Here is a 22892-nt window from a genome sequence, read left to right on the forward strand (position 1 = left end):
GGGCCGGTGCGATGCCGACCGATCCCCCGAGTTGCTGGGCGGTCGGCAGCATGCCGGAGGCCGAACCGGTGGCCTCTGGGCCGGCTCCGGCGACTACCAGGGAGACTCTGCGTTCATCGCCGTCCCCTGAACACCAATGCGCGCAGGCTTAGAGCTGCCCCACGTCCGTGACCCGGACGACCGCGCGGCCCTCCTCGTCGGAGGCCGCGAGGTCGATCTCCGCGCTGATGCCCCAGTCGTGGTCGCCGCCCGGGTCGGCGAAGGTCTGCCGGACCCGCCACAGGCCGTGTTCCGGCTGCTCCTCGATCCGCAGCAGTTTCGGCCCGCGGGCGTCGGGTCCGGTGCCCAGGTCGTCGTACTCGTCCCAGTACGCGTCCATGGCATCCGCCCATGCGTTCTCGTCCCACCCGGATTCGGCGTCCATCTCGCCCAGTTCGCCGACCTTGTCGAGAGCCGCCAGCTCCACCCGCCGGAACATCGCGTTCCGTACCAGCACCCGGAAGGCACGGGCATTCGCGGTGACCGGCCTGACCTGGTCCGCCCGGTCCTGGGCCTCTTCCGCGGACTCCTCCTCCGGGTTGGCCAGCTGCTCCCACTCGTCGAGCAGGCTGGAGTCGACCTGGCGGACCATCTCGCCCAGCCAGGCGATCAGATCCTGGAAGTCGTCGGACTTCAGATCGTCGGGAACGGTGTGCTCCAGGGCCTTGTAGGCGCTCGCCAGATAGCGCAGCACGATGCCCTCGACCCGGGCGAGCTCGTAGAAGGAGACGAACTCGCTGAAGCTCATGGCCCGTTCGTACATGTCGCGGATGACCGACTTGGGGGAGAGCGGGTGGTCGCCGACCCACGGGTGGCTCTTGCGGTAAACGCCGTACGCGTGGAAGAGCAGCTCCTCCAGCGGCTGCGGATACGTCACGTCCTGCAGCCGCTCCATCCGTTCCTCGTACTCGACGCCCTCCGCCTTCATCGCGGCGACCGCCTCGCCCCGCGCCTTGTTCTGCTGCGCCGCGAGGATCTGCCGCGGGTCGTCGAGCGTGGACTCCACGACCGACACCATGTCCAGGGCGTACGACGGCGACTCGGGGTCCAGCAGCTCGAAGGCGGCGAGCGCGAAGGTCGACAGCGGCTGGTTGAGCGCGAAGTCCTGCTGCAGATCCACCGTCAGCCGTACGATCCGGCCTTCCGCGTCGGCCTCGTCCAGCCTCTCGACTACCCCGCCGTCCAGCAGCGAGCGGTAGATCGCGATGGCCCGCCGGATGTGCCGGAGCTGCGAGCGCCGGTCCTCGTGGTTGTCCTCCAGCAGTCGCCGCATCGCGTCGAAGGCGTTGCCCGGCCGGGCGATCACCGACAGCAGCATCGCGTGCGTGACGCGGAAGCGGGAGGTCAGCGGCTCGGGGTCGGAGGCGATCAGCTTCTCGAAGGTGTTCTGGCCCCAGTTGACGAAGCCCTCGGGCGCCTTCTTCCTGACCACCTTGCGGCGCTTCTTCGGGTCGTCGCCGGCCTTGGCGAGCGCCTTCTCGTTCTCGATGACGTGCTCGGGAGCCTGGGCCACGACGAAGCCCGCCGTGTCGAATCCCGCGCGCCCGGCACGGCCCGCGATCTGGTGGAACTCCCGGGCCCGCAGCGTCCGCACCCGGTTCCCGTCGTACTTCGTCAGCGCCGTGAACAGCACGGTGCGGATGGGCACGTTGACACCGACGCCGAGGGTGTCCGTGCCGCAGATGACCTTCAGCAGACCGGCCTGGGCGAGCCGTTCGACCAGTCGGCGGTACTTCGGCAGCATCCCGGCGTGGTGCACCCCGATGCCGTGCCGGACGTAACGCGAGAGATTCCGGCCGAACTTGGTGGTGAAGCGGAAGTTCCCGATCAGCGCGGCGATCTCGTCCTTCTCCTCACGCGAGCACATGTTGATGCTCATCAGCGCCTGCGCCCGCTCCACCGCCGCGGCCTGGGTGAAGTGCACGATGTAGACCGGCGCTTGGTGCGTCTGCAGCAGCTCGGTCAGGGTCTCGGTGAGCGGCGTCGTCCGGTACTCGTACGACAGGGGTACCGGCCGGGTGATGGACCGTACGACCGCGGTGGGGCGGCCGGTCCGGCGCGTGAGGTCCTTCTCGAACCGCGTCATGTCGCCGAGCGTCGCGGACATCAGGATGAACTGCGCCTGGGGCAGCTCCAGCAGCGGAATCTGCCAGGCCCAGCCGCGGTCCGGTTCGGCGTAGAAGTGGAACTCGTCCATCACGACCTGGCCGATGTCGGCGTCCCTGCCGTCCCGCAGCGCGATGGACGCCAGTACCTCGGCCGTGCAGCAGATCACGGGAGCGTCCGCGTTGACCGACGCGTCGCCGGTCAGCATGCCGACGTTCTCGGTGCCGAAGAGCTTGCACAGGTCGAAGAATTTCTCCGACACCAGCGCCTTGATCGGTGCGGTGTAGAAGGTCACCCGGTCGTTCGCGAGGGCGGTGAAGTGGGCGCCGGCCGCGACCAGGCTCTTGCCGGAGCCCGTCGGTGTCGACAGGACGACGTTCGCCCCGGAGACCACCTCGATCAGCGCCTCCTCCTGGGCGGGGTAGAGGGCGATGCCCCGCTCCTCGGCCCACGTCGAGAACGCTTCGAAGAGGGCATCGGGATCGGCGTCGTTCGGCAGATGATCGATGAGGGTCACGCCCTCCATACTGCCTGCCTCCTGCCCCGATCCGGGAACCGGCCGCTCAAGCGAAGATCGCGGGGCGGTACGCTGTGCCGCCAACTCGGCGTCACCGCACGACAATCGCACAACAACAAGGGGTGGGGAACGACCATGATGGGACCGGCGCACTCGCTGTCCGGGGCGGCCGCCTGGCTGGGGGTGGGCGCCGCGGCTGCCGCGGCCGGCCGTCCGATGCCCTGGCCCGTCCTCGTCGTCGGCGCCCTGATCTGCGCGGGCGCGGCGCTCGCCCCCGACCTCGATCACAAGTCGGCGACCATATCCCGTGCCTTCGGCCCCTTCTCGCGCGGCCTGTGCGAGGTGATCGACAAGATCTCGTACGCCGTCTACAAGGCCACCAAGATGCAGGGCGACCCGCGGCGTTCGGGGGGTCACCGCACGCTCACCCACACCTGGTTGTGGGCCGTACTCATCGGCGCGGGGACGGCGGTGCTGGCGATGACGGGCGGCCGCTGGGCGGTGCTCGCCATCCTCTTCGTGCACATGGTGCTGGCGGTCGAGGGCCTGCTGTGGCGGGCGGCCCGGGTCTCCAGCGACGTCCTCGTCTGGCTGCTCGGCGCGACCAGCGCCTGGATCCTCGCGGACATTCTGCACAAAGCGGGCAATGGCTCGGACTGGCTCTTCACCGCGCCGGGCCAGGAGTACCTGTGGCTCGGCCTGCCGATCGTGCTCGGCGCGATCGTGCACGACATCGGGGACGCCCTGACCGTCTCCGGCTGCCCGATCCTGTGGCCGATCCCGATGGGCCGCAAGCGCTGGTACCCGGTCGGCCCGCCCAAGGCGATGCGCTTCAGGGCGGGGAGCTGGGTGGAGCTGAAGGTCCTGATGCCCGTCTTCATGTTGCTCGGCGGGGCCGGCTGCCTGGGGGCGCTCGGCATCATCTGAAGCGCCGAATCCACACCTGCGGAGAGAGGGCCGGGAACGACAGCCGTTCCCGGCCCTCCGCGGTGTCTGTGGGTTTGTCCTGCGCAAACCGTTGACGCCATACCGCCCGGTCGGTACGTTCACTCGCACCTTACCCCGGGTTCCCCGCTCACCTTGTCGGCCGACAGCTTCATCCTTCCCCACGTCCCTTCCGAAGGGCGGCACCATGGACACATCCCCGACCACCGTTACCGCAGCCCCAACCTCCGCCGAGACCTCTCGCCGCCGGCGCACCGCCGGCGCGGCCGCCCTGGCCGCGGCCGTCGAGTGGTACGACTACTTCATCTTCGGCATCGCGGCTGCCCTGGTCCTCGGTGACCAGTTCTTCCCCTCCGCGAGCCCCGTCGCGGGCGTGCTGGCGGCCTTCGCGACGTTCGCCGTCGGCTTCATCGCCCGCCCCTTCGGCGGTGTCATCGCCGGCCACTTCGGTGACAAGCACGGCCGCAAGCCCATGCTCGTCCTCGCCCTCACGGTCATGGGCCTGGCCACCACCGCGATCGGCCTGCTGCCCTCGTACCAGACGATCGGCATCCTCGCGCCGGTCCTGCTGGTCCTCCTCCGCATCCTGCAGGGGATCGCCGTCGGCGCGCAGTGGGGCGGCGCGATGCTGATGGCCACCGAGTACGCTCCGCCGGGCAAGCGCGGTCTCTACGGCAGTCTCGTCCAGCTCGGCGTCCCCATCGGAGTCGTGACCGCCAACTTGGCCTTCCTCGTCTCCGGGTCCGCCACGGGCGGGGCCTTCGCCTCCTGGGGTTGGCGGCTGCCGTTCCTCGTCGGTGTCCTCGTCATCCTCCTCGCCTGGTACATCCACGCCCGCGTCGAGGAGACCCCGGAGTTCCGGGAGGCGGAACAGCGGCTGGCCGAGCAGGAGAAGGCACAGCAGACCGGGCGTTCCCCGCTGCGCGAGATACTCCGCAACCACCGGCGGACCGTGCTGCTCGCGGGCGGATCCTTCACCGTCAACACCGCGGCCTTCTACATCATGATCACCGGGGTGCTCGACTACACGACCCGCGAACTCGGCATGAACCGCAGCTCTGTGCTGGGTGTCTCCCTGCTGGTCAGCTGTTTCCAGCTGCTGATGATCCCTGCCGCCGCCGCGCTGTCGGACAAGATCGGGCGCATCAGGGTCTACGAGATCGGCGCAGTGGGCCTGCTGGTGTGGGCAATCCCGATGTTCCTGCTCATCGACACCGGCTCGCTCCTCAGCCTGGCCATCGCAACCTTCGTCTGCAGCGTCTTCCTCAGCATCATGTACGGGCCGCAAGCGGCGCTGTTCGCCGAGCTGTTCTCGGCGGAGATGCGCTACACCGGTGCCTCGCTGGGCTACCAGCTCGCCGCTGTCCTCGGCGGCGGGCTCGCGCCGTTCGTGATGGTGCTCCTGCTGGAGGGCACCGGCACCTCGATGTCGGTCTCCGGCTACATCATCGCCCTCGCGGTGATCGCCCTCGCATCCATCGCCGTCCTCAAGCGCCGCGCGAAGGAGGCGGACGCGTCAGGATGAGAAGCCCGGCGTACGGGTTCGGGCCCCATGGGGGGAGCCTGGACCCGTACGCCGTCCCCCCGTATCACCCGTGCCAGGAGCGCCAGAGCGCGGCGTACGCCCCGTCCGCCGCGACGAGCGCGTCATGGCTGCCGGACTCGCTGATCCGCCCGTCCTCCACGACCGCGATCACATCCGCGTCATGCGCGGTGTGCAGCCGGTGCGCGATCGCCACGACCGTACGGCCGTCGAGGACCCGGGCGAGCGACCGCTCCAGGTGCCGGGCCGCGCGCGGGTCGAGCAGCGAGGTCGCCTCGTCCAGCACCAGCGTGTGCGGGTCGGCCAGCACCAGGCGGGCCAGCGCGATCTGCTGCGCCTGCGCCGGCGTGAGCGCGAGGCCGCCCGAGCCGACCTCCGTGTCCAGGCCGTCTTCCAGCGCCCGCGCCCAGCCGTCCGCGTCGACCGCGGTCAGCGCCGCCCACAGCTCGGTGTCCTGCGCGCCCGTGCGAGCCAGCAGAAGGTTGTCCCGCAGCGAGCCCACGAAGACGTGGTGCTCCTGGTTGACCAGCGCCACATGCTCGCGCACTCGCTCCGCGGGCATCCGGGCCAGCTCCGCGCCGCCGAGGGTGACCTCGCCCGCCCGTGCCGCGTAGATACCCGCCAGCAGCCGGCCCAGGGTGGACTTGCCCGCGCCCGAGGGGCCCACCAGCGCCAGCCGCGTGCCCGGCCGGACATCGAGCGACACGCCGTGCAGGACGTCGGCGCCCGTGCGGTAGCCGAACCGCACCTCGTCGGCCCGGACGTGCCGGCCGTCGGGCGAGACCCGGCCGTCGGTGTCCCCGGCCTCGATCTCGCGCACCCCCACCAGGCGGGCCAGCGACACCTGTGCCACCTGGAGTTCGTCGTACCAGCGCAGGATCATCCCGACCGGCTCGACCAGCATCTGCGCGAGCAGGGCGCCCGTCGTCAGATCTCCGACCGTCATCCAGCCCTGCAGCGCGAACGCTCCGCCGATCATCAGCACCGAGCCGAGGATCAGCACGTGGGCGGCGTTGATCACCGGGAAGAGGACCGTGCGCAGCCACAGCGTGTAACGCTCCCAGGCCGTCCACTCGCGGATCCTCCGCTCCGACAAGGCGGTCCGGCGCCTGCCGAGCCGGTGCGCCTCGATGGTCCGCCCGGCGTCCACGGTCTCGGTGAGCGCCGCGGCCACCGCCGCGTAGCCCGCTGCCTCGGAGCGGTACGCGGCGGGGGCCCTGCGGAAGTACCAGCGGCAGCCGACGAGCAGCACCGGCACCGCGACCAGCACGGCCGGCGCGAGCGGCGGCGCCGCCACCCCGAGCGCGCCGAGCAGCAGACCGGCCCACACCACGCCGATGGCCAGCTGCGGCACGGCCTCCCGCATCGCGTTCGCCAGCCGGTCGATGTCGGTGGTGATCCGTGACAGCAGGTCGCCGGTCCCGGCCCGCTCCAGCACACCGGGCGGCAGCCCCACGGACCGTACGAGGAAGTCCTCGCGCAGATCCGCGAGCATCTCCTCGCCGAGCATCGCGCCGCGCAGCCGCACCAGCCGCACGAAGGCGGTCTGGACCGCGAGCGCCACCGCGAACAGCGCGACGGTGCGCTCCAGAGGGAGGTCCCGGGCCCCGTCCGCCAGGCGCTCCACGAGGCCGCCGAGCAGGTACGGGCCGGCCATCGACGCGATGACCGCGACCGCGTTCACCGTCACCAGCAGCGTGAAGGCACGTCGGTGCCGCCGCAGCAGCTCGCCCACGTAACGGCGCACCGTCGCGGGCGAGCCGACCGGCAGCGTCGCCGCCGTCTCCGGTGCCGCGGGGCCGTACGCCGGTGGCGCTACGCCGATCATGCCGACTCCTCGATTCCTGCCATGGGTGTCACGCCGGTCAATCCGGCCCGGCCGGCCTGCCGTTCGCGCTGTTCCTCGTCCGTCTCACGGGTGACGACAGCCCGGTAGGCGGCGTTGCCGCGCAGCAGCTCGCGGTGCAGGCCGACCGCGGCCACCTCGCCCTCGGGCACGAACGCCACCTGCTCGGCCCGGTCGAGCAGCAGCGGACTCGAGGCGAACACCACGGTCGTACGGCCCGCGCGGATGAGGCGCAGCCCGTCCGCGATCCGCGCCTCGGTGTGCGCGTCGACGGCGCTCGTCGGCTCGTCGAGCACCAGCACCTCCGGGTCGGCGACCAGCGAGCGCGCCAGCGCGAGACGCTGCCGCTGACCGCCGGACAGCGACCTCCCGCGCTCGGTGATCCGCGTCCGCATCGGGTCGCCCCCCTCTTCACGATCGTCTGCGGCACCGGCGGAGGACTGCACGAGCGCGTCCAGCACGTCGCCGCACTGGGCCGCGGCCAGCGCCTCGTCGCGCGACACCGCGCCGGACGACGGGATGTCGAGCAGCTCGGCCAAGGTCCCCGAGAGCAGCACCGGGTCCTTGTCCTGGACGAGCACCGCGGCCCGCGCCGCATCCAGCGGCACCTCGTCGAGCGCCACGCCGCCGAGCAGAGCCGAGGGCGCGCTCTCGCCGTCCGCCGGCAGCGGGGCGTGGCCGCCGAGCCGTTCGGCCAGCCGCCCGGCCGCGTCCGGATCGCCGCACACCACGACCGTCAGCCGTCCCGCGGGGGCCAGCAGCCCGCTCTCGGGGTCGTACAGGTCGCCGGTCAGCGGCTCCTGCGCACGGCCGGCCTTCTCGGTCGTGGTGCGCCGCAGGCCCAGCACCCGCGCGGCCCGCTTCGCCGAGGGCCGGGAGAAGGAGTACGCCATCGCGATCTCCTCGAGGTGCCGCAACGGGAACAGCAGAAAGGTGACCGCCCCGTAGACGGTGACCAGTTCGCCGACCGCGACCCGGCCGTCCAGGGCGAGCCCGGCGCCGTACCGCACCACGGCGATCAGCAGCAGACCCGGCAGCACCACCTGGACGGCGCTGATCAGCGACCACATCCTGGCGCTGCGCACCGCCGCCCTCCGCACCTCCTGCGAGGCCCGGCGGTAGCGGCTCAGAAACAGCTCCTCACCGCCGATGCCGCGCAGCACGCGCAGCCCCGCGACCGTGTCCGAGGCGAGCTCGGTGGCCCGGCCGGCCTTCGCCCGCTGCTCGTCGGCGCGGCGCGTGGCGCGCGGCAGCAATGGCAGTACGGCCAGCGCGAGCACCGGCACGCCGATGGCCACGACACCGCCCAGCGCGGGCTCGTACACCACCAGGGCCACGCAGACGGCCATGGTCGTGACGGCGGCCGCGGCGAAGCGCGAGAGGGCCTCGACGAGCCAGCCGATCCTCTCCACGTCGCCCGTCGACACCGCGGTGATCTCGCCTGCCGCGACCCGCCGGGTCAACGCGGCGCCCATCTCGGCCGTTTTGCGGGCGAGCAGCTGCTGTACGCGGGCCGCGGCGGTGATCCAGTTGGTGACGGCGCTGCGGTGCAGCATGGTGTCGCCGAGGGCGATCAGCGTGCCCAGCAGAGCGATCAGCCCTCCGGCCAGTGCGAGCCGCGCGCCGGAGCCGTCGACGACGGCCTGCACCGCGATGCCCACCGCGGCGGGGAGCAGGGCGACACCGGACATGTGCAGGGTCCCCCACAGCAGAGCCTTGAGCTGGCCGCCCAGCTGCTGCCTGCCCAGCCACACCAGAAAACGCAGGCCCGACCGGGCGTCCGGAACGCCTGGATCGGGATACGGAAGATCGCGAATCTGCATGACGTCCCAGGGACCGTTCTTGTCGATTTCGTCGCATTCCTTGCTGAGCCGTGCAAGGTTCGCGCCGCTCGACCGTCCGAATCAACCGATTTTTCTGGCCCACCGTCAGCGGGGCGTAACGGGATGGGACCATGGGGTCCATGCACATTTCGGGGACTTTGCGGGCAGCGGCCGTTGCCGCGGCGGGCATCGCGCTCCTCGCGGGCTGCGGCGGATCGGGCGGCGGCAGCGGCGGCGGGGAAGCACGTCACGATGACGCGGGCGCGCGGCACGGTACCCGGGGCGCACGACCCACTCCAGGCGCCGCGCCCGCCTCCGGCCTGAAGCGCATCCCGGACGTGGGGGAGCGGCTCCGCTCCCGGATCCCGGCGGCGTCGCGGCAGGTCCTCGCCGTGTACGGCCGGGACGCCGACTCCGCGGAGTCCACCGTCGTGCTGTGGACCCGGCGTGGCAACACCTGGGACCGTACGCACAGTTGGGCCGCGCACAACGGCAAGCGCGGCTGGACCACGGACCACCGCGAGGGCGACAAGCGCAGCCCCGTCGGCGTCTTCACGCTCTCGGACGCGGGCGGCGTCCTGCCGGACCCGGAGCCCGGCGCCGGGCTGCCGTACGACCAGTCGCCCGGATACGCGGCGCCGCACTACTGGCCCAGGACCCACTGGCACGACTTCGACTACGTCATCGCCATCGACTACAACCGCGTGAAGGGCACGTCGCCGAACGACCCGACCCGCCCGCAGGGCCAGTCCAAGGGCGGCAGCATCTGGCTGCACATGGACCACGGCAGCGGCACCTCGGGCTGCGTGAGCCTCCCCAAGTCCGCGATGGAGTACCTGCTCCGGACGCTGGAACCGGCCCAGCACCCGGTCGTGGTCATGGGCGACACGGCCCACCTCGGGGCCTGAACCGCGCCCGCCCGCGGGCCCGAAGCGCCTGGCTGCCGGCGCCTGAAACGCTCGGCCGCGGGCCGGCCCTGCAGCACGGCGCGCCTGGCTCCCCAGGCGACGGCGCTCAGCAGCGGGTGTCCGGCGCGCCCACCAGATCCGCGAGGAGCTCGCCGAGCACCTTGCGCTGATCCGCTGTCAGGGGGGCCAGAATGTCCTCCGCGGCGGCCCGGCGCGCCGTGCGCAGCGCCTTGAGCGCTCCCCGTCCCTGGTCGGTCAGCTCGATGCGCACCACCCGGCGGTTGACCGGATCGGGCACGCGGCGCACGGATCCGTTCGCCTCCAGCGCGTCCACCAGCGTCGTGACGGCCCGCGGCACGACCTCGAGCCGCTGGGCCAGATCGGCCATCCGCGGCGGCTCCGGAAAGTGGGTCACGGTGCGCAGCAGCCGGGACTGGGCCGGGGTCAGCCCGAGCGGCTCCAGATGCCGCTTCTGCGCGCGGTGCATCCGCCGGGTGAGCCGCAGCAGCTGCTCGGCGAGCGGACCATCGGTGTCGGGCCCGGACCTTTCGGGCCCGGACCTTTCGGGCCCGGACCTTTCGGGCCCGGACCTGTCTGGGCCGGACAGGTCGTGGCCGGAGCCGTCGTGGCCGGAACTGTCGTGGGAGGAGCGCATGTCCGCGAGAATAGCAGGACAGAGTTCATTGTGAATATAGGTAACAATGAGCTAGGCTCTCTTCGTCACTGCCGAACGAAGACGAATCCGCCCGTAGGAGCCCATGCATCCCGACGGACCCGACTGGACCCCACCGCCCCCCGACCCCGAACAGCCCGCGCAGGTGCGGCGGATCCTCCGGCTCTTCCGCCCCTACCGCGGCCGCCTCGCCGTCGTGGGGCTGCTGGTCGCCGCATCCTCGCTGGTCACCGTGGCCTCGCCGTTCATGCTGCGCGAGGTGCTCGACACCGCCATCCCCCAGGGCCGTACGGGGCTGCTGAGCCTGCTCGCCCTCGGCATGATCGCCGCCGCGGTGGTGAGCAGCATCTTCGGCGTCCTGCAAACCCTGATCTCGACCACCGTCGGCCAGCGCGTGATGCACGATCTGCGCACCGCGGTCTACGCCCGCCTGCAGCGCATGCCGCTGGCCTTCTTCACCCGCACCCGCACCGGCGAGGTGCAGTCCCGCATCGCCAACGACATCGGCGGCATGCAGGCCACCGTGACCTCCACCGCCACCTCGCTGGTCTCGAACCTCACCAGCGTGGTCGCCACCGTCGTCGCGATGCTCGCCCTCGACTGGCGGCTGACCGCCGTCTCGCTGGCCCTGCTGCCGCTGTTCGTCTGGATCAGCCGCAGGGTCGGCCGCGAGCGCAAGAAGATCACCTCGCAGCGGCAGAAGCAGATGGCCGCGATGGCCGCCATCGTCACCGAGTCGCTGTCCGTGAGCGGCATCCTGCTGGGCCGGACCATGGGCCGGGCCGAATCCCTGACCAAGGTATTCGCCGACGAGTCCGAGCGCCTCGTCGACCTCGAGGTGCGCTCCAACATGGCGGGGCGCTGGCGGATGTCCGTCATCGGCATCGTGATGGCCGCCATGCCCGCCGTCATCTACTGGGCCGCGGGGGTTGCGCTGCAACTGGGCGGCCCCGCCGTCTCGCTGGGCACCCTGGTCGCCTTCGTCTCCCTCCAGCAGGGCCTGTTCCGGCCCACGGTCAGTCTGCTGTCCACGGGCGTGCAGGTGCAGACCTCGCTCGCGCTCTTCCAGCGCATCTTCGAATACCTCGACCTCTCGGTGGACATCACCGAGCCCGCCGAGCCGGTGCGGCTGGAGAAGGTGCGCGGCGACGTCCGCTTCGAGGATGTGCACTTCTCCTACGACGCCGGTGCCGAGGCCCACGCGGGCGGTGCCGCGACACTCGGCGGCATCGACCTCGCCGTGCCTGCCGGCGGAAGCCTTGCCGTCGTCGGGACCACCGGTTCCGGGAAGACCACGCTCAGCTATCTGGTGCCCCGGCTCTACGACGTGACGAGCGGTCATGTCCGGCTGGACGGAGTGGACGTGCGGGACCTGGACTTCGACACGCTCGCCCGCACGGTCGGCGTCGTCTCCCAGGAGACGTATCTCTTCCACGCCTCTGTCGCCGACAACCTCCGCTTCGCCAAGCCCGATGCGACCGACGGCGAGATCGAGGCGGCGGCGAAGGCCGCGCAGATCCATGACCACATCGCGGGCCTGCCCGACGGGTACGACACCCTGGTCGGCGAGCGCGGCTACCGCTTCTCCGGCGGCGAGAAGCAGCGCCTGGCGATCGCCCGCACCATCCTGCGCGACCCGCCCGTCCTCATTCTCGACGAGGCCACCAGCGCCCTCGACACCCGTACCGAGCAGGCGGTGCAGCAGGCCATCGACGCCCTGTCCGAGGGCCGGACGACGATCACCATCGCCCACCGGCTCTCCACGGTCCGCGGGGCGGACCAGATCGTCGTGCTCGACGGCGGGCGCATCGCCGAGCGCGGGACGCACGAGGAACTGCTCGCCCTGGCTGGGCATTACGCGGCGCTCGTCCGCCGCGACGCGGAACTCGCCGACCAGGCGCGGGAACGGGAGCCCCTTCCGGAGCGCGACCCGGTGGGTGTCCTCGGCCAATGAGGTCCAGCGCGATGGCCTGGAATGCCGAGTGTCACGCGGGCACGGAAAGCGAGCCAGGCAAGGGAGGCACGTCAGGCACCGCAGTCCGCTCGTCGTACTCGAGCAATGCCTGGATCTCGCGGACCGCGGCGCGCCCGAAGCGGTTGGCGCCGATGGTGCTTGCCGACGGACCGTAGCCCACCAGGTGGACGCGCGGATCACGGACCGCCCGCGTGCCCTCGACACGGATGCCGCCGCCCGGCTCGCGCAGCCGCAACGGCGCCAGATGGCCGACCGCCGCCCGGAACCCGGTGGCCCACAGGATCGCGTCCGCCGCGACCGTACGGCCGTCCGCCCAGACCGCCCCCTCCGGAGTGATCCGCTCGAACATCGGCAGCCGGTCCAGCACACCGCGCTCCCGGGCCTGCCGCATCGCCTCGGTCATGGGCAGCCCGGTCACCGACACCACGCTCTGCGGCGGCAGCCCGCTCCGCACCCGCTCGTCGACCAGCGCGACGGCAGCCCGCCCGCGGTCCTCGTCGAACGGGCCCTCGCGGAAGGCCGGCGGGCGCCGAGTCACCCACGTGGTCTCCGCCGCCACCTCCGCGATCTCCATGAGGTGCTGTACGGCCGAGGTGCCGCCGCCGACGACGATCACACGCAGGCCCGCGAAGTCCTGCGGCTCCCGGTACTGGGCGGTGTGCAACTGCCGCCCGCGGAAGGTCTCCTGGCCGGGGTAGCGGGGCCAGAAGGGCCGGTCCCAGGTGCCCGTGGCATTGATCAGCGCGCGGGTGGCCCAGGATCCGGCCGAGGTCTCGACCAGCAGCCTGCCGCCCCCGCGCTCCCGTACCGCCCTGACGTCCACCGGCCTGCGCACCCGCAGACCGAAGGTGCGCTCGTACGAGTCGAAGTACGTGCCGATGACCTCCGCCGAGGGCCGGGTTTCGTCGGCCCCGGTCAGCTCCATGCCCGGTAGGGCGTGCATGCCGTGCACCCTGCCGTAGGTGAGCGTCGGCCAGCGGAACTGCCAGGCGCCGCCGGGCCGCGGCGAGTGGTCCAGGACCACGAAATCCCGGTCCGGCTCGTAACCGGTCCGCCGCAGGTGATACGCGCTGGACAGCCCCGCCTGCCCAGCCCCTATGACCACGACCTCGACGTCTCGCACCCCGCTGTCATTCACGCCTCTGCCAACTCGCCCGGAAGCGGGAATCTTCCCGTCCGACCCCGGGAGGCTTCAGCCCCACCGCCACCAGCAGCGGCCCCCACGCACAGTCAACGGCGTCCCGCCACGTGGACGCGTCTCCCCGTGCCTGGGCCAGGATGGAGGTATGTCCGATGCCTTCACCACCCGCATGATCGACGTCGCCACCGGATCCTCCGAGACGGTGCACGACCTGACCGCGGTCTGCGCGGACTTCCTGCGCGAGGCGGCGGGCGGCCGCGACGGGCTGCTCAACGTTTTCGTACCGCACGCAACCGCCGGCGTCGCCCTGATCGAGACCGGCGCGGGCAGCGACGACGACCTGCTGACCGCGCTCCACCAACTGCTGCCCGCCGACGACCGCTGGCAGCACCGGCACGGCAGTCCGGGGCACGGGCGGGACCACGTCCTGCCCGCGATCGTGCCGCCGCACGCGACGCTGCCGGTCGTCGGCGGACAGTTGCAACTCGGCACCTGGCAGTCCGTTTGCCTCGTGGATACGAACAGGGATAATCCCAACCGTCAGGTTCGCTTGTCGTTTATCGGGTAGCCCTGGTGCGGCCACGACTGTAGGGCCGATTTCCGGCCGCACCAAGTGAGAGGGTGCGGGGTCGACGACACCGTGGGGTGCGGGGCAGTTCCAGCTCCGTGACGGTTATGTGGCGACGGTCGGTGTGGATGTGAGGGAGACGGGACTGCTGTCGCCCTTGACGTACCGGCTCACCGTCTCGACCCCGGCGGAGAGGAACACCAGGTGCCGGTGCCCGCCGTGCTGGGTCACGAGGGCGCGGGTACGGTCCTCGCCGTCGGCGAGGGCGTCACGCATGTGGCGCCCGGCGACGGGGGGCGTCCTCAACTGGGCGCCGCCCTACGGCCGTTGCCACGCCTGCTCGCTCGGCGAGGTGTGGCTGTGCTCCGAGGCGCTGACCGGCGTGGGCGCCGTCTACGCGAAGAGGGCCGACGACGGCACCGACCTCCATCCCGGTCTGAACGTCGCCGCCTTCGCCGAGGAGACCGTCGTCGCCGCGGCCTGTGTGCTGCCGGCGCCCGCCGGGGTCCGGCTCACCGACGCGGCGCTGCTCGGATGCGCGGTGCTCACCGGATACGGCGCCGTCCACCACTCCGCGCGCGTCCGCGAAGGCGAGTCCGTCGCGGTGTTCGGCGTGGGCGGCGTGGGGTTGGCCACGCTGCAGGACGCCCGGATCGCCGGCGCGTCGAAGATCATCGCCGTCGACGTGTCGCCGGCGAAGGAGGAGCTCGCCCGCCGGGCGGGCGCAAGCGCAACCGACTATGTCCTGGCCTCCGACACCACCGCCCGCACGATCCGCGGGCTCACCGGCAGGCAGGGCGTGGACGTCGCCGTGGAGTGTGTGGGCCGCGCCGTGACCATCCGCACCGCATGGGAGTCCACCCGGCGCGGCTGCCACACCACCGTCGTCGGGATCGGCGGCAAGGACCAGCAGGTCGCGTTCAACGCGCTGGAGATCTTCCACTGGGGCCGCACGCTCTCCGGCTGCGTCTACGGCAATTCCGACCCCACCCAGGACCTGCCCGTCCTGGCCGACCACATCCGCTCGGGGCGTTTGGACCTCGGCGCCCTCGTCACCGAGCGCATCACACTCGACGGCATTTCGGCTGCCTTCGACAACATGATCGAGGCCAAGGGAGGCCGCGCGCTGATCGTCTTCTGAGTCCACGCGCCCAGCCCGCTCAGCCCAGGCTCTCCGAGCGGTGCCGTCCTGCGGTCGTCTCCGGCTCCGGCCCGGCGTCCCATGACGCCGGCCCACAGTGCTGGCCTGGCCCGAACTACCTGTACCGCACAGGTGAAAGATCTGCTGCACAACCCGTTGACGTACATACCGTCCGGTCAGTACGTTCCCCGCAATCGCGATGCCGCCCCCCCGTCGCCGCACCCACCGGAGTGTGCACCCATGGACACGGCGTCTTCCGCAGCATCCGCTCATCCCCTCCCCACCACGGCCGCGGCCGACAATGCAAGGAGACGGCGCAGGGTGGCCACGGCCGCCACCCTCGCCTCGGCCGTCGAGTGGTACGACTACTTCGTCTTCGGCATCGCCGCGGCGCTCGTCCTCGGCGAGCTCTACTTCCCCGCGGGCAGCCCCACCGTGGGGGTGCTGGCCTCCTTCGCGACGTTCGCCGTCGGCTTCCTGGCCCGCCCGCTCGGTGGCGTCATCGCCGGCCATCTCGGTGACAAGCGCGGAGGCAAACCGATGCTGGTGCTCGCGCTGGCCTTGATGGGCGTCGCCACGACGGGCATCGGGCTGCTCCCCACGTACGCCACGATCGGCATCGTGGCCCCCCTGCTGCTCGTCGTGTACCGCGTCATGCAGGGCATAGCCGTCGGTGCCCAGTGGGGCGGCGCGATGCTGCTCGCCACCGAGTACGCCCTCGAGGGGAAGCGCGGGCTCTACGGCAGTGTCGTCAAGCTCGGCGTTCCCATCGGCGTCGTGACCGCCAACTCGGTCTTCCTGCTGGCCGGCGCGTTCACCAGTGAAACCGCCTTCGTCGCCTGGGGCTGGCGCGTGCCGTTCCTCGTCGGCTTCTTTGTGCTGGGCCTTGCCTGGTACATCCACACCAGGGTCGAGGAGACCCCCGAGTTCCGAGCCGCCGAACGGGCCCTGGCCGAGAAGGAGAAGAGCGAGCAGAGCTCCCCGCTGCGGACCATCCTGCGCGGGCATCTCGGCACGGTGCTGGTCGGTACGACGGCGGCCAGTCGGCTCGCCGGGTCGGGTGCCCGACCCCGACCTGGCGATCATCTGTGCCCACGACCCGGCACCTTACGAAAAGAGATGTGCGCAGGCGTGTAACTGACGCCATGTTGGGCGCCGTACGCAGCGCGCCCACTCATGCTGGAACGGCCGACGGCCGTGTCGACCAGGTGCGTATGTCGGTTCCGGGTACACGTCGCCTGCAAGACGCCGACTGGCCCGGCGCGACCACGATGCGGGTGCGCGCTGGATGTCGCCAGTGAGGGCAGACTTCTGGGTCGCCTCCGTGACCCGGTGTTCCTCGATGCCCGCGGGCCAGTGTGTACCTCGAGTCGTGGGAGACCGAAATCGGGCTCGTGACTGTTCGTTGACGCGACCAGGTCCGCTACATAACTTGCCGGCCCCCAAGCGATTTAGTTCACCGGCCCCCAAGCAATTTAGTTCAACAGTGTAGTTGGACTAGCCAAGGAGACAGATGTCCACTCTCAGCAGTCTCGGCGCCGGGTTCGCCGCGTCGTGCGCCGTGGTCCTCAGTGCGGCCGCACCGGTCAGCGCGGCGCCCGCCGATGAGCCGGGCCCCTCCATCGGAGGAAAAGTTTCTCAGGCGGGTTGGTGGTGGAAGAGCAACGACGAGAACGAGGTCGATAAATCGGGCCTCGTCGCTCGCCCTGAGCCGACGTCGCCGAATGTGCCGGCCGGTGCGATGACCGTGGCGGCGGTCAATGGTGCGGAGGAGATGGTCGCGGCCATCGAGTTCGCGCTGAAGTACGGCCCGGGCGCGGATGTTACCTCGTTCGATGTGGTGCTGAGGGAATCGTCCGCCCCCGACTCGAACGTGAACTCCGACGGCAAGGGCGTCAAGGTCGTGGCGTGCCCTGTCACGGATGCGTTCTGGACCAAGGCCGAGGGTGGAAAGTGGTCGTCGCGGCCGGCTTACGACTGTGAACGCGCCGCTGTTGCCGGCAAACGCGGCAAGGACGGGCTCTGGCACTTCGACCTCACGTCGATCGCGCGGCTCTGGCTAGCGGAGGACAGTCAGCTACCCACCTCGATCGCCCTCGTGGAGCAGGTCGAGGCGCCGATGAGTTTCCAGGTGACCTGGGACGGGCCGTCGGACAAGGGCATCGGCATGAAGCTGGTGGCGACTGGGGGAGCGACATCCCAACCGCCGGCTGACACACCCGCGGGCAGCGGGACGACGGGCGATTCGGGCGCGGTCGACACAGGTGCCGGTACGGACTTTTCCGGGGAAGCACCGGCGGATGCGGGAACCATGCCAGATGCCGCCCCGGCGCCGGACGCCCAGGCGCCGGCCGCCACGGAAGCCCAGGACGTAGCCCGTAGTAGCGGGCCGCGGTCGCCGGTTGCGGCCACCCCGGTGACGCACGTGGGCTCAATGCTGGAGGACATCCCCGGCGGAGTTCTCTTCCTGATCCCGGTCGGGCTCGGGCTCGCCTATGCGGTGATGTTCGCGCTCGGCCCGAACGGTGAGCCGGTGCTGTCAGGTGCGCGTCACGGTGTGGGCCGCGCGCTCGACCAACTCCGGGCGATCAAGACGTATTTCAAGGAGGCGCAGTGATCCGGCGACGGTCGAGGCAGATCGGTATCGCAGCGGTGGCGCTGGCGTTTGGGGTGGTCTCGGGCTGCGGGCAGAAGCCGGGCGTGAGCGGGCTTTACGCCGGGCCGAATGGAGCGAGTGGACAGGGCACCGCTGCAGGTGCGGTCGGAGGGGTTGGTACGGACGGTCAGCCGGTTGACCCAGGCGCCGTGGACACCGGCGCGCCGGACGCGGGTGCGGGCGCCGGCACAGACGCCACCGGGACCGGGACCGGGACTGGGACCGGGACGGGCGCTGAGGGTAGCGGTGACAGGGGCGGCAGCGGTGGCGGTGGCGGTGGGCCGGTGCCGCCGGGAATCGGCGATCCCACGCCGCTGAAGCCGGGCGCGCCGATCAAGATCGGCGTACACGCACCGGTGACGGGCGCGGCGGCGATCCCCCAGAACTCGATCGCGCGCGCGGTGGGCGTGTACGCCGACTACGTCAACAAGAAGGGCGGGATCAACGGGCGGAAGCTCGTTGTCAGGCTCGAGAACGACAACTTCGACCCGTCGACTGCGGTAGCGAAGTGCAAGAGCTTCATCGAACAGAAGTACTTCCTGGTCATCGGTTCCGCCGGTGCCGACCAGATCGACGCCTGCGCGCGCTACGCGAACTCCCGGCAGTGGCCCTACATCTCGGGCGGTGTGCATGAGGCCAATCCGCGTCTCGGATCGCTGAACGCGCTGCGGACCTACTTCGCGGCCTACCTCACCTACGAGCAGCAGGCGCCGATGATCACACGTGAGATGAGGGCGGCCTTCTCCGGGAAGAAGGTCGGGCTGATCGTGGCGGAGAACGATAATTTGGACAACTATGCCAGGGCGCAGGGCAATTCGCTGAAGCAGGCGTTCGGAAGCAAACTCGTGCTGAACGAGCGCGCTCCGAAGAAGATCCAGTCCGAAGCAGCGTCGATCGCGGCGAAGATTTGCAACAGCGGTGCGAAGGCGGTCGTGTGGAACGCGAGCCCTGGCGGCCTGGTGAATGTATCCAAGGCGCTGACGTGCAGCGTGAAATTCTACGGTCCCGGGAACACGAGCGGGCTCAACCTGGTTGCCGCGGGTGGATGCCCGCAGATCGACGGCGCCCGATTCTTCTCGTCGTTCCCGCAATTGGACAGGATAGACTCGATCGACTCCGAGTTCCGGAAAGCGTATCGGGCGAAGAACGGCGGAGCTGATCCGGACGATATCGCAATCAATGCCTGGGGCCTCGAGAAGCTGGTCGGTCAGATGCTCCAGGCGGCCGGCAAGAACCTGAGCCACCGCACGTTCATGGCGACGCTCAACAGCGGCAAGACCTTCGACTCCGGGGTGTTCCCGGCGGCCAGGTTCGCACCGAACAAGAAGTTCGGTGGCAGCGCTATGTACCTGCTGGAAGCCGACTGTGGTTCGCGGCAGTACAAGACCCGGCCCGGGAGGTACAAGCCGTGAGCCAGGAGCTGGTCGTCGCCCTGGCCAATGGGTTGTTCCGGGGCAGTGTGTACGCGTTGGTAGCCCTGGGCATCGTGCTGGTGTACCGCGCGACCGGTGTGTTCAACTTCGCGCAGACGGAGTTCGGCACCACCGGCTTGTTCGCAGCCTTCGTGGCCGTGGAAATGTGGCACTGGGACTACGCGCTGGGCCTGCTGTTCGGCATGTCCGTGGCCGTCGTCATGGGGCTGGTGACGGAGCGAGTGGTGATCCGCCCGTTGCGGCACAGCTCGAAGGTGACGCTGCTGGTAGGTACCGCCGGTGTCGCGACGACCGCGATCGGCATCCAGTTCTGGCTCACCAACGAGCAGCCGATCCGGGAGATGCCGCCGATCGTCGAGGGCTCGATCGCCACGGTTCTGGGGGTCGCCATCACCTACCAGAAGGTGATCACGGTGCTGGTACTGATCGTGGTGGCGCTGGCGCTGGCGGCGTTCTTCCGGTCGCCGTCCGGGCTGGCGATCCAGGCCGCGCAGCAGGAGGCCACCGCCGCCGAGCTGGTGGGCATCAGCGTGCGCCGGGTGTCGATGATGACGTGGGGAATCGCCGCGGCCCTCGGTGGGCTGGCGGGGATCCTGTCGGGTCCCAACGACACCTTCACCGCGGCGTTCCTCACCTTCGGCGGCGGTGCGGCGCTGCTGCCTGGCCTCATGGCCGCGGTGCTCGCCGGGATGCGCAGCATGCCCGGGGCGCTGGCCGGCGGCCTTCTGGTGGGCTTCGTGGAGCAGTTGGGTGCGCTCAGCGCGCTGGCCGGCCTGCCCGGGCCGAAGGCGACGATCCTCTTCCTGTTCCTGCTGGTAGTCCTGCTGCTTCGCCCGGAGGGCCTGTTCACGCGAAAGGTGGTCGGCGTATGAGTGCGGTACAGGCATCGCCCGGCAAGGAGGCGTCCGCCGAGAGCACGCTCGTTCTGCCCAGCGTGGTGGGGGAGCCCGAGTCACGGTTCCGGCCGACCACCGCCGGGTGGTTCGCCCGCGGTGTGGCGTGGGCAGCCCTGGCGTGGTTCGTGTTCGCGGTCCCCGGCAACTTCCTGTCGCCCTTCGACCTCGATGGCGAGGACATCGGACATCTGATCACTGCTGCCGTGTTCGTGATCATCGGCCTCTCGCTCAACATCCTGATCGGATACACCGGCACCATCTCGCTCGGCCACCAGGCGTTCGTGGGAATCGGGGCGTTCATGGCGGCCTACATGGAGGTCGACCTGGGCATCGACTTCTGGTTTGCGGTGCCGATCGCGGCGATCGTGGGTGGCTTGCAGGCAGCGGTGCTCGGTGCGATCTCGCTGCGGCTCACCGGGTTGTACTTCGCGCTGGTCACCTTCGCCTATGGCGTGTTCACCGAGGAGAGCATCTTCGGAATCATCAGCTTCACGGGCGGTGACGCCGGCAAGGCGGTCACGCGGCCGATGGGGTTCCAGAGCCCCATGGCCTACTACTACCTGTGCCTCGGGTTCGTGGTCGTGGTGCTGTGGCTGGATTGGCGTTTGACCAGAACCAAGGGCGGACGGGCACTGCAGGCCCTGCGGGAGAACCCGAGGGTGGCGTCCTCCTATGGGATCAACGTCAAGGCCTACACGTTGCTCGCGTTCGTCACCTCGGGAGTGTTCGCGGCCGTGGCCGGAGCGCTGTTCGCGCACGGCAAGGACCTGATCGTCCCGCAAAACTTCGGCTTTGAGCTGGCGCTGTCGTTCATCTTGATGACCGTCGTGGGCGGCTTGCGGAACCGTGCGGGAGTAGTGATCGGCTCGGTGTTCTTCGCACTCATGGAGGGCGGCTGGCTGTTCAAGACCTGGCTGTTGGACTCCGTCGGCGTGGACTGGCTGATTGAGGACGGCATCGGGTTGCCGCTGAGCTTCGTACCCCATGTCCTCGGCCCCATCCTGCTGATCCTGACGCTGACCACCCACCCAGGCGGTATCGGGCAGCAGATCGCGCCGATCAAGGAATGGATGCTCGGCCGGAAATTCGACATCCACACCGGGAAGGTACGGGACGTGGAGGTCACCGATGTCCGTGCTTGAGGCCTGCGACGTCAGTATCAACTTCGGCGGCGTGAAGGCGCTGCAGCACATTGACCTGAAGGTTGGGGAGTGGGAGATCGTCGGCATCATCGGCCCGAATGGGGCCGGCAAGACGACGCTGTTCAACTGCATCACCGGGTTCTACAGCCCCACCAGTGGCAGTGTCCGCTACCGGGGCATGAACATCACCGGCAAGCCGGTGCACGAGCGCACCAAGCTCGGGATCGGCCGCACGTTCCAGAACGTCGGCCTGGTGAAGAACACCACCGTGCTGGAGAACCTGGTGACCGCCCAGCACCTGGAGACCGACTACGACCCCTTCGCCGGCATCCTCGGTGGACCGGCCACTTTCGCCGAGGAGCGCAGGCTCGCCGACCGGGCGCACCAGATCCTCGAGCTGATGAACCTCGAGGGAGTCGCGCAGGCCCGAGTGGCCGACCTGCCCTACGGCGTGCTCAAGAAGATAGAGATCGCCGCGGTGCTGGCCACCGACCCCGACCTGCTGCTTCTGGACGAGCCGGGTTCGGGCATGGGCCCGGAGGAAGCCCACCAGCTCGGCGACACGCTGCTCGAACTGCGCAAGGAGTTCGGCGTGACGATCGTGATGATCGACCACCATGTGCCGCTGGTCACCAGGGTGTCCGACTACGTCTACTGCCTTAACTTCGGCGAGGTGCTGACGGAAGGCAAACCGGACGAGGTGCGGCGGCATCCCGAGGTCGTGCGCGCCTACATGGGCGAGGACCCGGAGGAACCTGAGGCACCCACGGTCGCCGCGGCCGACGCGCCGGCCACCGAGCGGACGAGGGAGGAGTACGTCTGATGGCGCTGCTCGAAGTGCGCGACCTTGTGGTCGGCTACGACCAGTACCCGGTGCTGCACGGCGTCAGCTTCGACGTCGAGCAGGGCGAGTGCTGCGTGCTGCTCGGCCTCAACGGCGCGGGCAAGACCACCACGGTCACCACAGTCGCGGGGATGCTGCAGCCGCAGTCCGGATCCATCACCTTCGACGGCAAGGAGCTGCGCAAGGGCTCGCCGTCACAGCGGGTGGCCGGCGGCATCTCGCTCAGCCCGGAGGGCCGGCGGCTGTTCCCCCGGCTGACGGTGAGTCAGAACCTCAAGCTCGGCGCGTGGTCCCGCCGCCGCGACTCCAAGACGCTCAAGCGGCAGATGGACCTCGTGTTGGACTACTTCCCGCTCCTGGCCGAGCGGGAGAACCAGTTCGCCGGCACGCTGTCCGGCGGCGAGCAGCAGATGCTGGCGGTGGGGCGCGCGATGATGTCCCGCCCCAAGCTGCTCCTTATCGACGAAGCCTCGCTCGGCCTGTCGCCCACCGTGGCGCGAACGGTGTGGGAGGTCACCTCGCGGATCAAGGCCGACGGCACCACGGTGCTGATGGTGGAACAGAACGCCGGCGCGCTGCCGTTCGCGGACCGCGCGCTGATCATGGAAAAGGGAACGTTGGTGTACACCGGCGTGGGAGACGAGTTGCGGACCGTCAACCTGCGCGAGGCGTACCTCGGATCAAGTGCATAGGAGT

General features: G+C 70.2%; 17 protein-coding genes and 2 pseudogenes. 13 read left to right on the top strand and 6 right to left on the bottom strand.

Annotated elements, in window-relative coordinates; translation table 11 throughout:
* Positions 1-148 precede the first annotated feature (148 nt).
* The gene (locus ACTWQC_RS17665) at positions 149-2662 is read right to left on the bottom strand and encodes a DEAD/DEAH box helicase (RefSeq protein ID WP_443316728.1); all 2514 of its coding nucleotides are present in this window, start codon (positions 2660-2662) and stop codon (positions 149-151) included.
* Between the two features lie 135 nt (positions 2663-2797).
* Between ACTWQC_RS17665 and ACTWQC_RS17670 the strand changes: the two genes are divergently transcribed.
* Positions 2798-3589 (top strand): metal-dependent hydrolase, encoded by a 792-nt coding sequence (locus ACTWQC_RS17670; protein ID WP_443316658.1) that lies wholly within the window; start codon positions 2798-2800, stop codon positions 3587-3589.
* Positions 3590-3794: 205 nt separating this feature from the next.
* Positions 3795-5132, top strand: coding sequence for an MFS transporter (locus tag ACTWQC_RS17675; protein ID WP_443316659.1), 1338 nt, complete (start codon positions 3795-3797; stop codon positions 5130-5132).
* A 64-nt stretch (positions 5133-5196) separates the two neighbouring features.
* Here ACTWQC_RS17675 and ACTWQC_RS17680 read toward each other — a convergent pair whose 3' ends face one another.
* Entirely contained in the window at positions 5197-6978 is a 1782-nt protein-coding gene (locus ACTWQC_RS17680; protein ID WP_443316660.1) for an ABC transporter ATP-binding protein, read from the bottom strand.
* Positions 6975-8819, bottom strand: coding sequence for an ABC transporter transmembrane domain-containing protein (locus ACTWQC_RS17685; RefSeq protein ID WP_443316661.1), 1845 nt, complete (start codon positions 8817-8819; stop codon positions 6975-6977). Before ACTWQC_RS17685 ends, ACTWQC_RS17680 begins: the two co-directional genes overlap by 4 nt.
* Positions 8820-8959: 140 nt before the next feature.
* Between ACTWQC_RS17685 and ACTWQC_RS17690 the strand changes: the two genes are divergently transcribed.
* The gene (locus ACTWQC_RS17690; protein WP_443316662.1) at positions 8960-9727 is read left to right on the top strand and encodes a L,D-transpeptidase family protein; all 768 of its coding nucleotides are present in this window, start codon (positions 8960-8962) and stop codon (positions 9725-9727) included.
* Positions 9728-9833: 106 nt separating this feature from the next.
* Here the strand turns inward: ACTWQC_RS17690 and ACTWQC_RS17695 are convergent, their stop codons facing one another.
* Positions 9834-10214 carry a MarR family winged helix-turn-helix transcriptional regulator gene (locus ACTWQC_RS17695; RefSeq protein ID WP_443316729.1) on the bottom strand — a complete coding sequence of 127 codons (381 nt, stop codon included), beginning with the start codon at positions 10212-10214 and terminating at the stop codon, positions 9834-9836.
* A 271-nt stretch (positions 10215-10485) separates the two neighbouring features.
* On the opposite strand from ACTWQC_RS17695, the gene ACTWQC_RS17700 reads away from it, so the two are divergent.
* Positions 10486-12354 carry an ABC transporter ATP-binding protein gene (locus ACTWQC_RS17700; RefSeq protein ID WP_443316663.1) on the top strand — a complete coding sequence of 623 codons (1869 nt, stop codon included), beginning with the start codon at positions 10486-10488 and terminating at the stop codon, positions 12352-12354.
* Positions 12355-12385: 31 nt separating this feature from the next.
* Here the strand turns inward: ACTWQC_RS17700 and ACTWQC_RS17705 are convergent, their stop codons facing one another.
* Positions 12386-13498: an NAD(P)-binding domain-containing protein gene (locus tag ACTWQC_RS17705; RefSeq protein WP_443316664.1), complete on the bottom strand. Its 1113-nt coding sequence runs from the start codon at positions 13496-13498 to the stop codon at positions 12386-12388.
* A gap of 163 nt (positions 13499-13661) precedes the next feature.
* On the opposite strand from ACTWQC_RS17705, the gene ACTWQC_RS17710 reads away from it, so the two are divergent.
* Positions 13662-14084, top strand: a complete 423-nt coding sequence (locus tag ACTWQC_RS17710; RefSeq protein ID WP_443316665.1) for a YjbQ family protein — start codon at positions 13662-13664, stop codon at positions 14082-14084.
* A gap of 105 nt (positions 14085-14189) precedes the next feature.
* Here ACTWQC_RS17710 and ACTWQC_RS17715 read toward each other — a convergent pair whose 3' ends face one another.
* Positions 14190-14360 (bottom strand): hypothetical protein, encoded by a 171-nt coding sequence (locus tag ACTWQC_RS17715; protein WP_443316733.1) that lies wholly within the window; start codon positions 14358-14360, stop codon positions 14190-14192.
* Here ACTWQC_RS17715 and ACTWQC_RS17720 point away from each other — a divergent pair.
* From ACTWQC_RS17720 to ACTWQC_RS17755, 8 genes and pseudogenes are all read left to right on the top strand, one after another.
* Positions 14286-15225, top strand: a pseudogene (locus ACTWQC_RS17720) (zinc-binding dehydrogenase); the annotation flags it as partial. The gene ACTWQC_RS17715 and the pseudogene ACTWQC_RS17720 sit on opposite strands and share 75 nt — an antisense overlap.
* A 240-nt stretch (positions 15226-15465) precedes the next feature.
* Positions 15466-16251, top strand: a pseudogene (locus ACTWQC_RS17725) (MFS transporter); the annotation flags it as partial.
* Between the two features lie 487 nt (positions 16252-16738).
* On the top strand, positions 16739-17842 hold the full coding sequence (locus tag ACTWQC_RS17730) for a hypothetical protein (RefSeq protein WP_443316666.1): 1104 nt from the start codon (positions 16739-16741) through the stop codon (positions 17840-17842).
* A 188-nt stretch (positions 17843-18030) separates the two neighbouring features.
* Positions 18031-19293: an ABC transporter substrate-binding protein gene (locus tag ACTWQC_RS17735; protein ID WP_443316667.1), complete on the top strand. Its 1263-nt coding sequence runs from the start codon at positions 18031-18033 to the stop codon at positions 19291-19293.
* On the top strand, positions 19290-20186 hold the full coding sequence (locus ACTWQC_RS17740; RefSeq protein WP_443316668.1) for a branched-chain amino acid ABC transporter permease: 897 nt from the start codon (positions 19290-19292) through the stop codon (positions 20184-20186). Before ACTWQC_RS17735 ends, ACTWQC_RS17740 begins: the two co-directional genes overlap by 4 nt.
* A gap of 122 nt (positions 20187-20308) precedes the next feature.
* Complete coding sequence (locus ACTWQC_RS17745; protein ID WP_443316669.1) at positions 20309-21352, top strand: branched-chain amino acid ABC transporter permease; 1044 nt, start codon at positions 20309-20311, stop codon at positions 21350-21352.
* A complete protein-coding gene (locus tag ACTWQC_RS17750) occupies positions 21339-22175 on the top strand; it encodes an ABC transporter ATP-binding protein (RefSeq protein WP_443316670.1) in 837 nt (278 codons plus the stop codon). The genes ACTWQC_RS17745 and ACTWQC_RS17750 overlap by 14 nt, the downstream gene beginning before the upstream one ends.
* The gene (locus ACTWQC_RS17755) at positions 22172-22888 is read left to right on the top strand and encodes an ABC transporter ATP-binding protein (protein ID WP_443316730.1); all 717 of its coding nucleotides are present in this window, start codon (positions 22172-22174) and stop codon (positions 22886-22888) included. The genes ACTWQC_RS17750 and ACTWQC_RS17755 overlap by 4 nt, the downstream gene beginning before the upstream one ends.
* Positions 22889-22892 lie beyond the last annotated feature (4 nt).

The organism is Streptomyces sp. 8N616 (genome assembly GCF_052246385.1).
GTDB lineage: Bacteria > Actinomycetota > Actinomycetes > Streptomycetales > Streptomycetaceae > Streptomyces.

Coding starts and splice junctions, on each gene's coding strand:
- ACTWQC_RS17670 (WP_443316658.1), top strand. CDS start 2,798: ATGATGGGACCGGCGCACTCGCTGTCCGGGGCGGCCGCCTGGCTGGGG.
- ACTWQC_RS17675 (WP_443316659.1), top strand. CDS start 3,795: ATGGACACATCCCCGACCACCGTTACCGCAGCCCCAACCTCCGCCGAG.
- ACTWQC_RS17680 (WP_443316660.1), bottom strand. CDS start 6,978: ATGATCGGCGTAGCGCCACCGGCGTACGGCCCCGCGGCACCGGAGACG.
- ACTWQC_RS17685 (WP_443316661.1), bottom strand. CDS start 8,819: ATGCAGATTCGCGATCTTCCGTATCCCGATCCAGGCGTTCCGGACGCC.
- ACTWQC_RS17690 (WP_443316662.1), top strand. CDS start 8,960: ATGCACATTTCGGGGACTTTGCGGGCAGCGGCCGTTGCCGCGGCGGGC.
- ACTWQC_RS17695 (WP_443316729.1), bottom strand. CDS start 10,214: ATGCACCGCGCGCAGAAGCGGCATCTGGAGCCGCTCGGGCTGACCCCG.
- ACTWQC_RS17700 (WP_443316663.1), top strand. CDS start 10,486: ATGCATCCCGACGGACCCGACTGGACCCCACCGCCCCCCGACCCCGAA.
- ACTWQC_RS17710 (WP_443316665.1), top strand. CDS start 13,662: ATGTCCGATGCCTTCACCACCCGCATGATCGACGTCGCCACCGGATCC.
- ACTWQC_RS17715 (WP_443316733.1), bottom strand. CDS start 14,360: ATGCGTGACGCCCTCGCCGACGGCGAGGACCGTACCCGCGCCCTCGTG.
- ACTWQC_RS17730 (WP_443316666.1), top strand. CDS start 16,739: ATGTCCACTCTCAGCAGTCTCGGCGCCGGGTTCGCCGCGTCGTGCGCC.
- ACTWQC_RS17750 (WP_443316670.1), top strand. CDS start 21,339: ATGTCCGTGCTTGAGGCCTGCGACGTCAGTATCAACTTCGGCGGCGTG.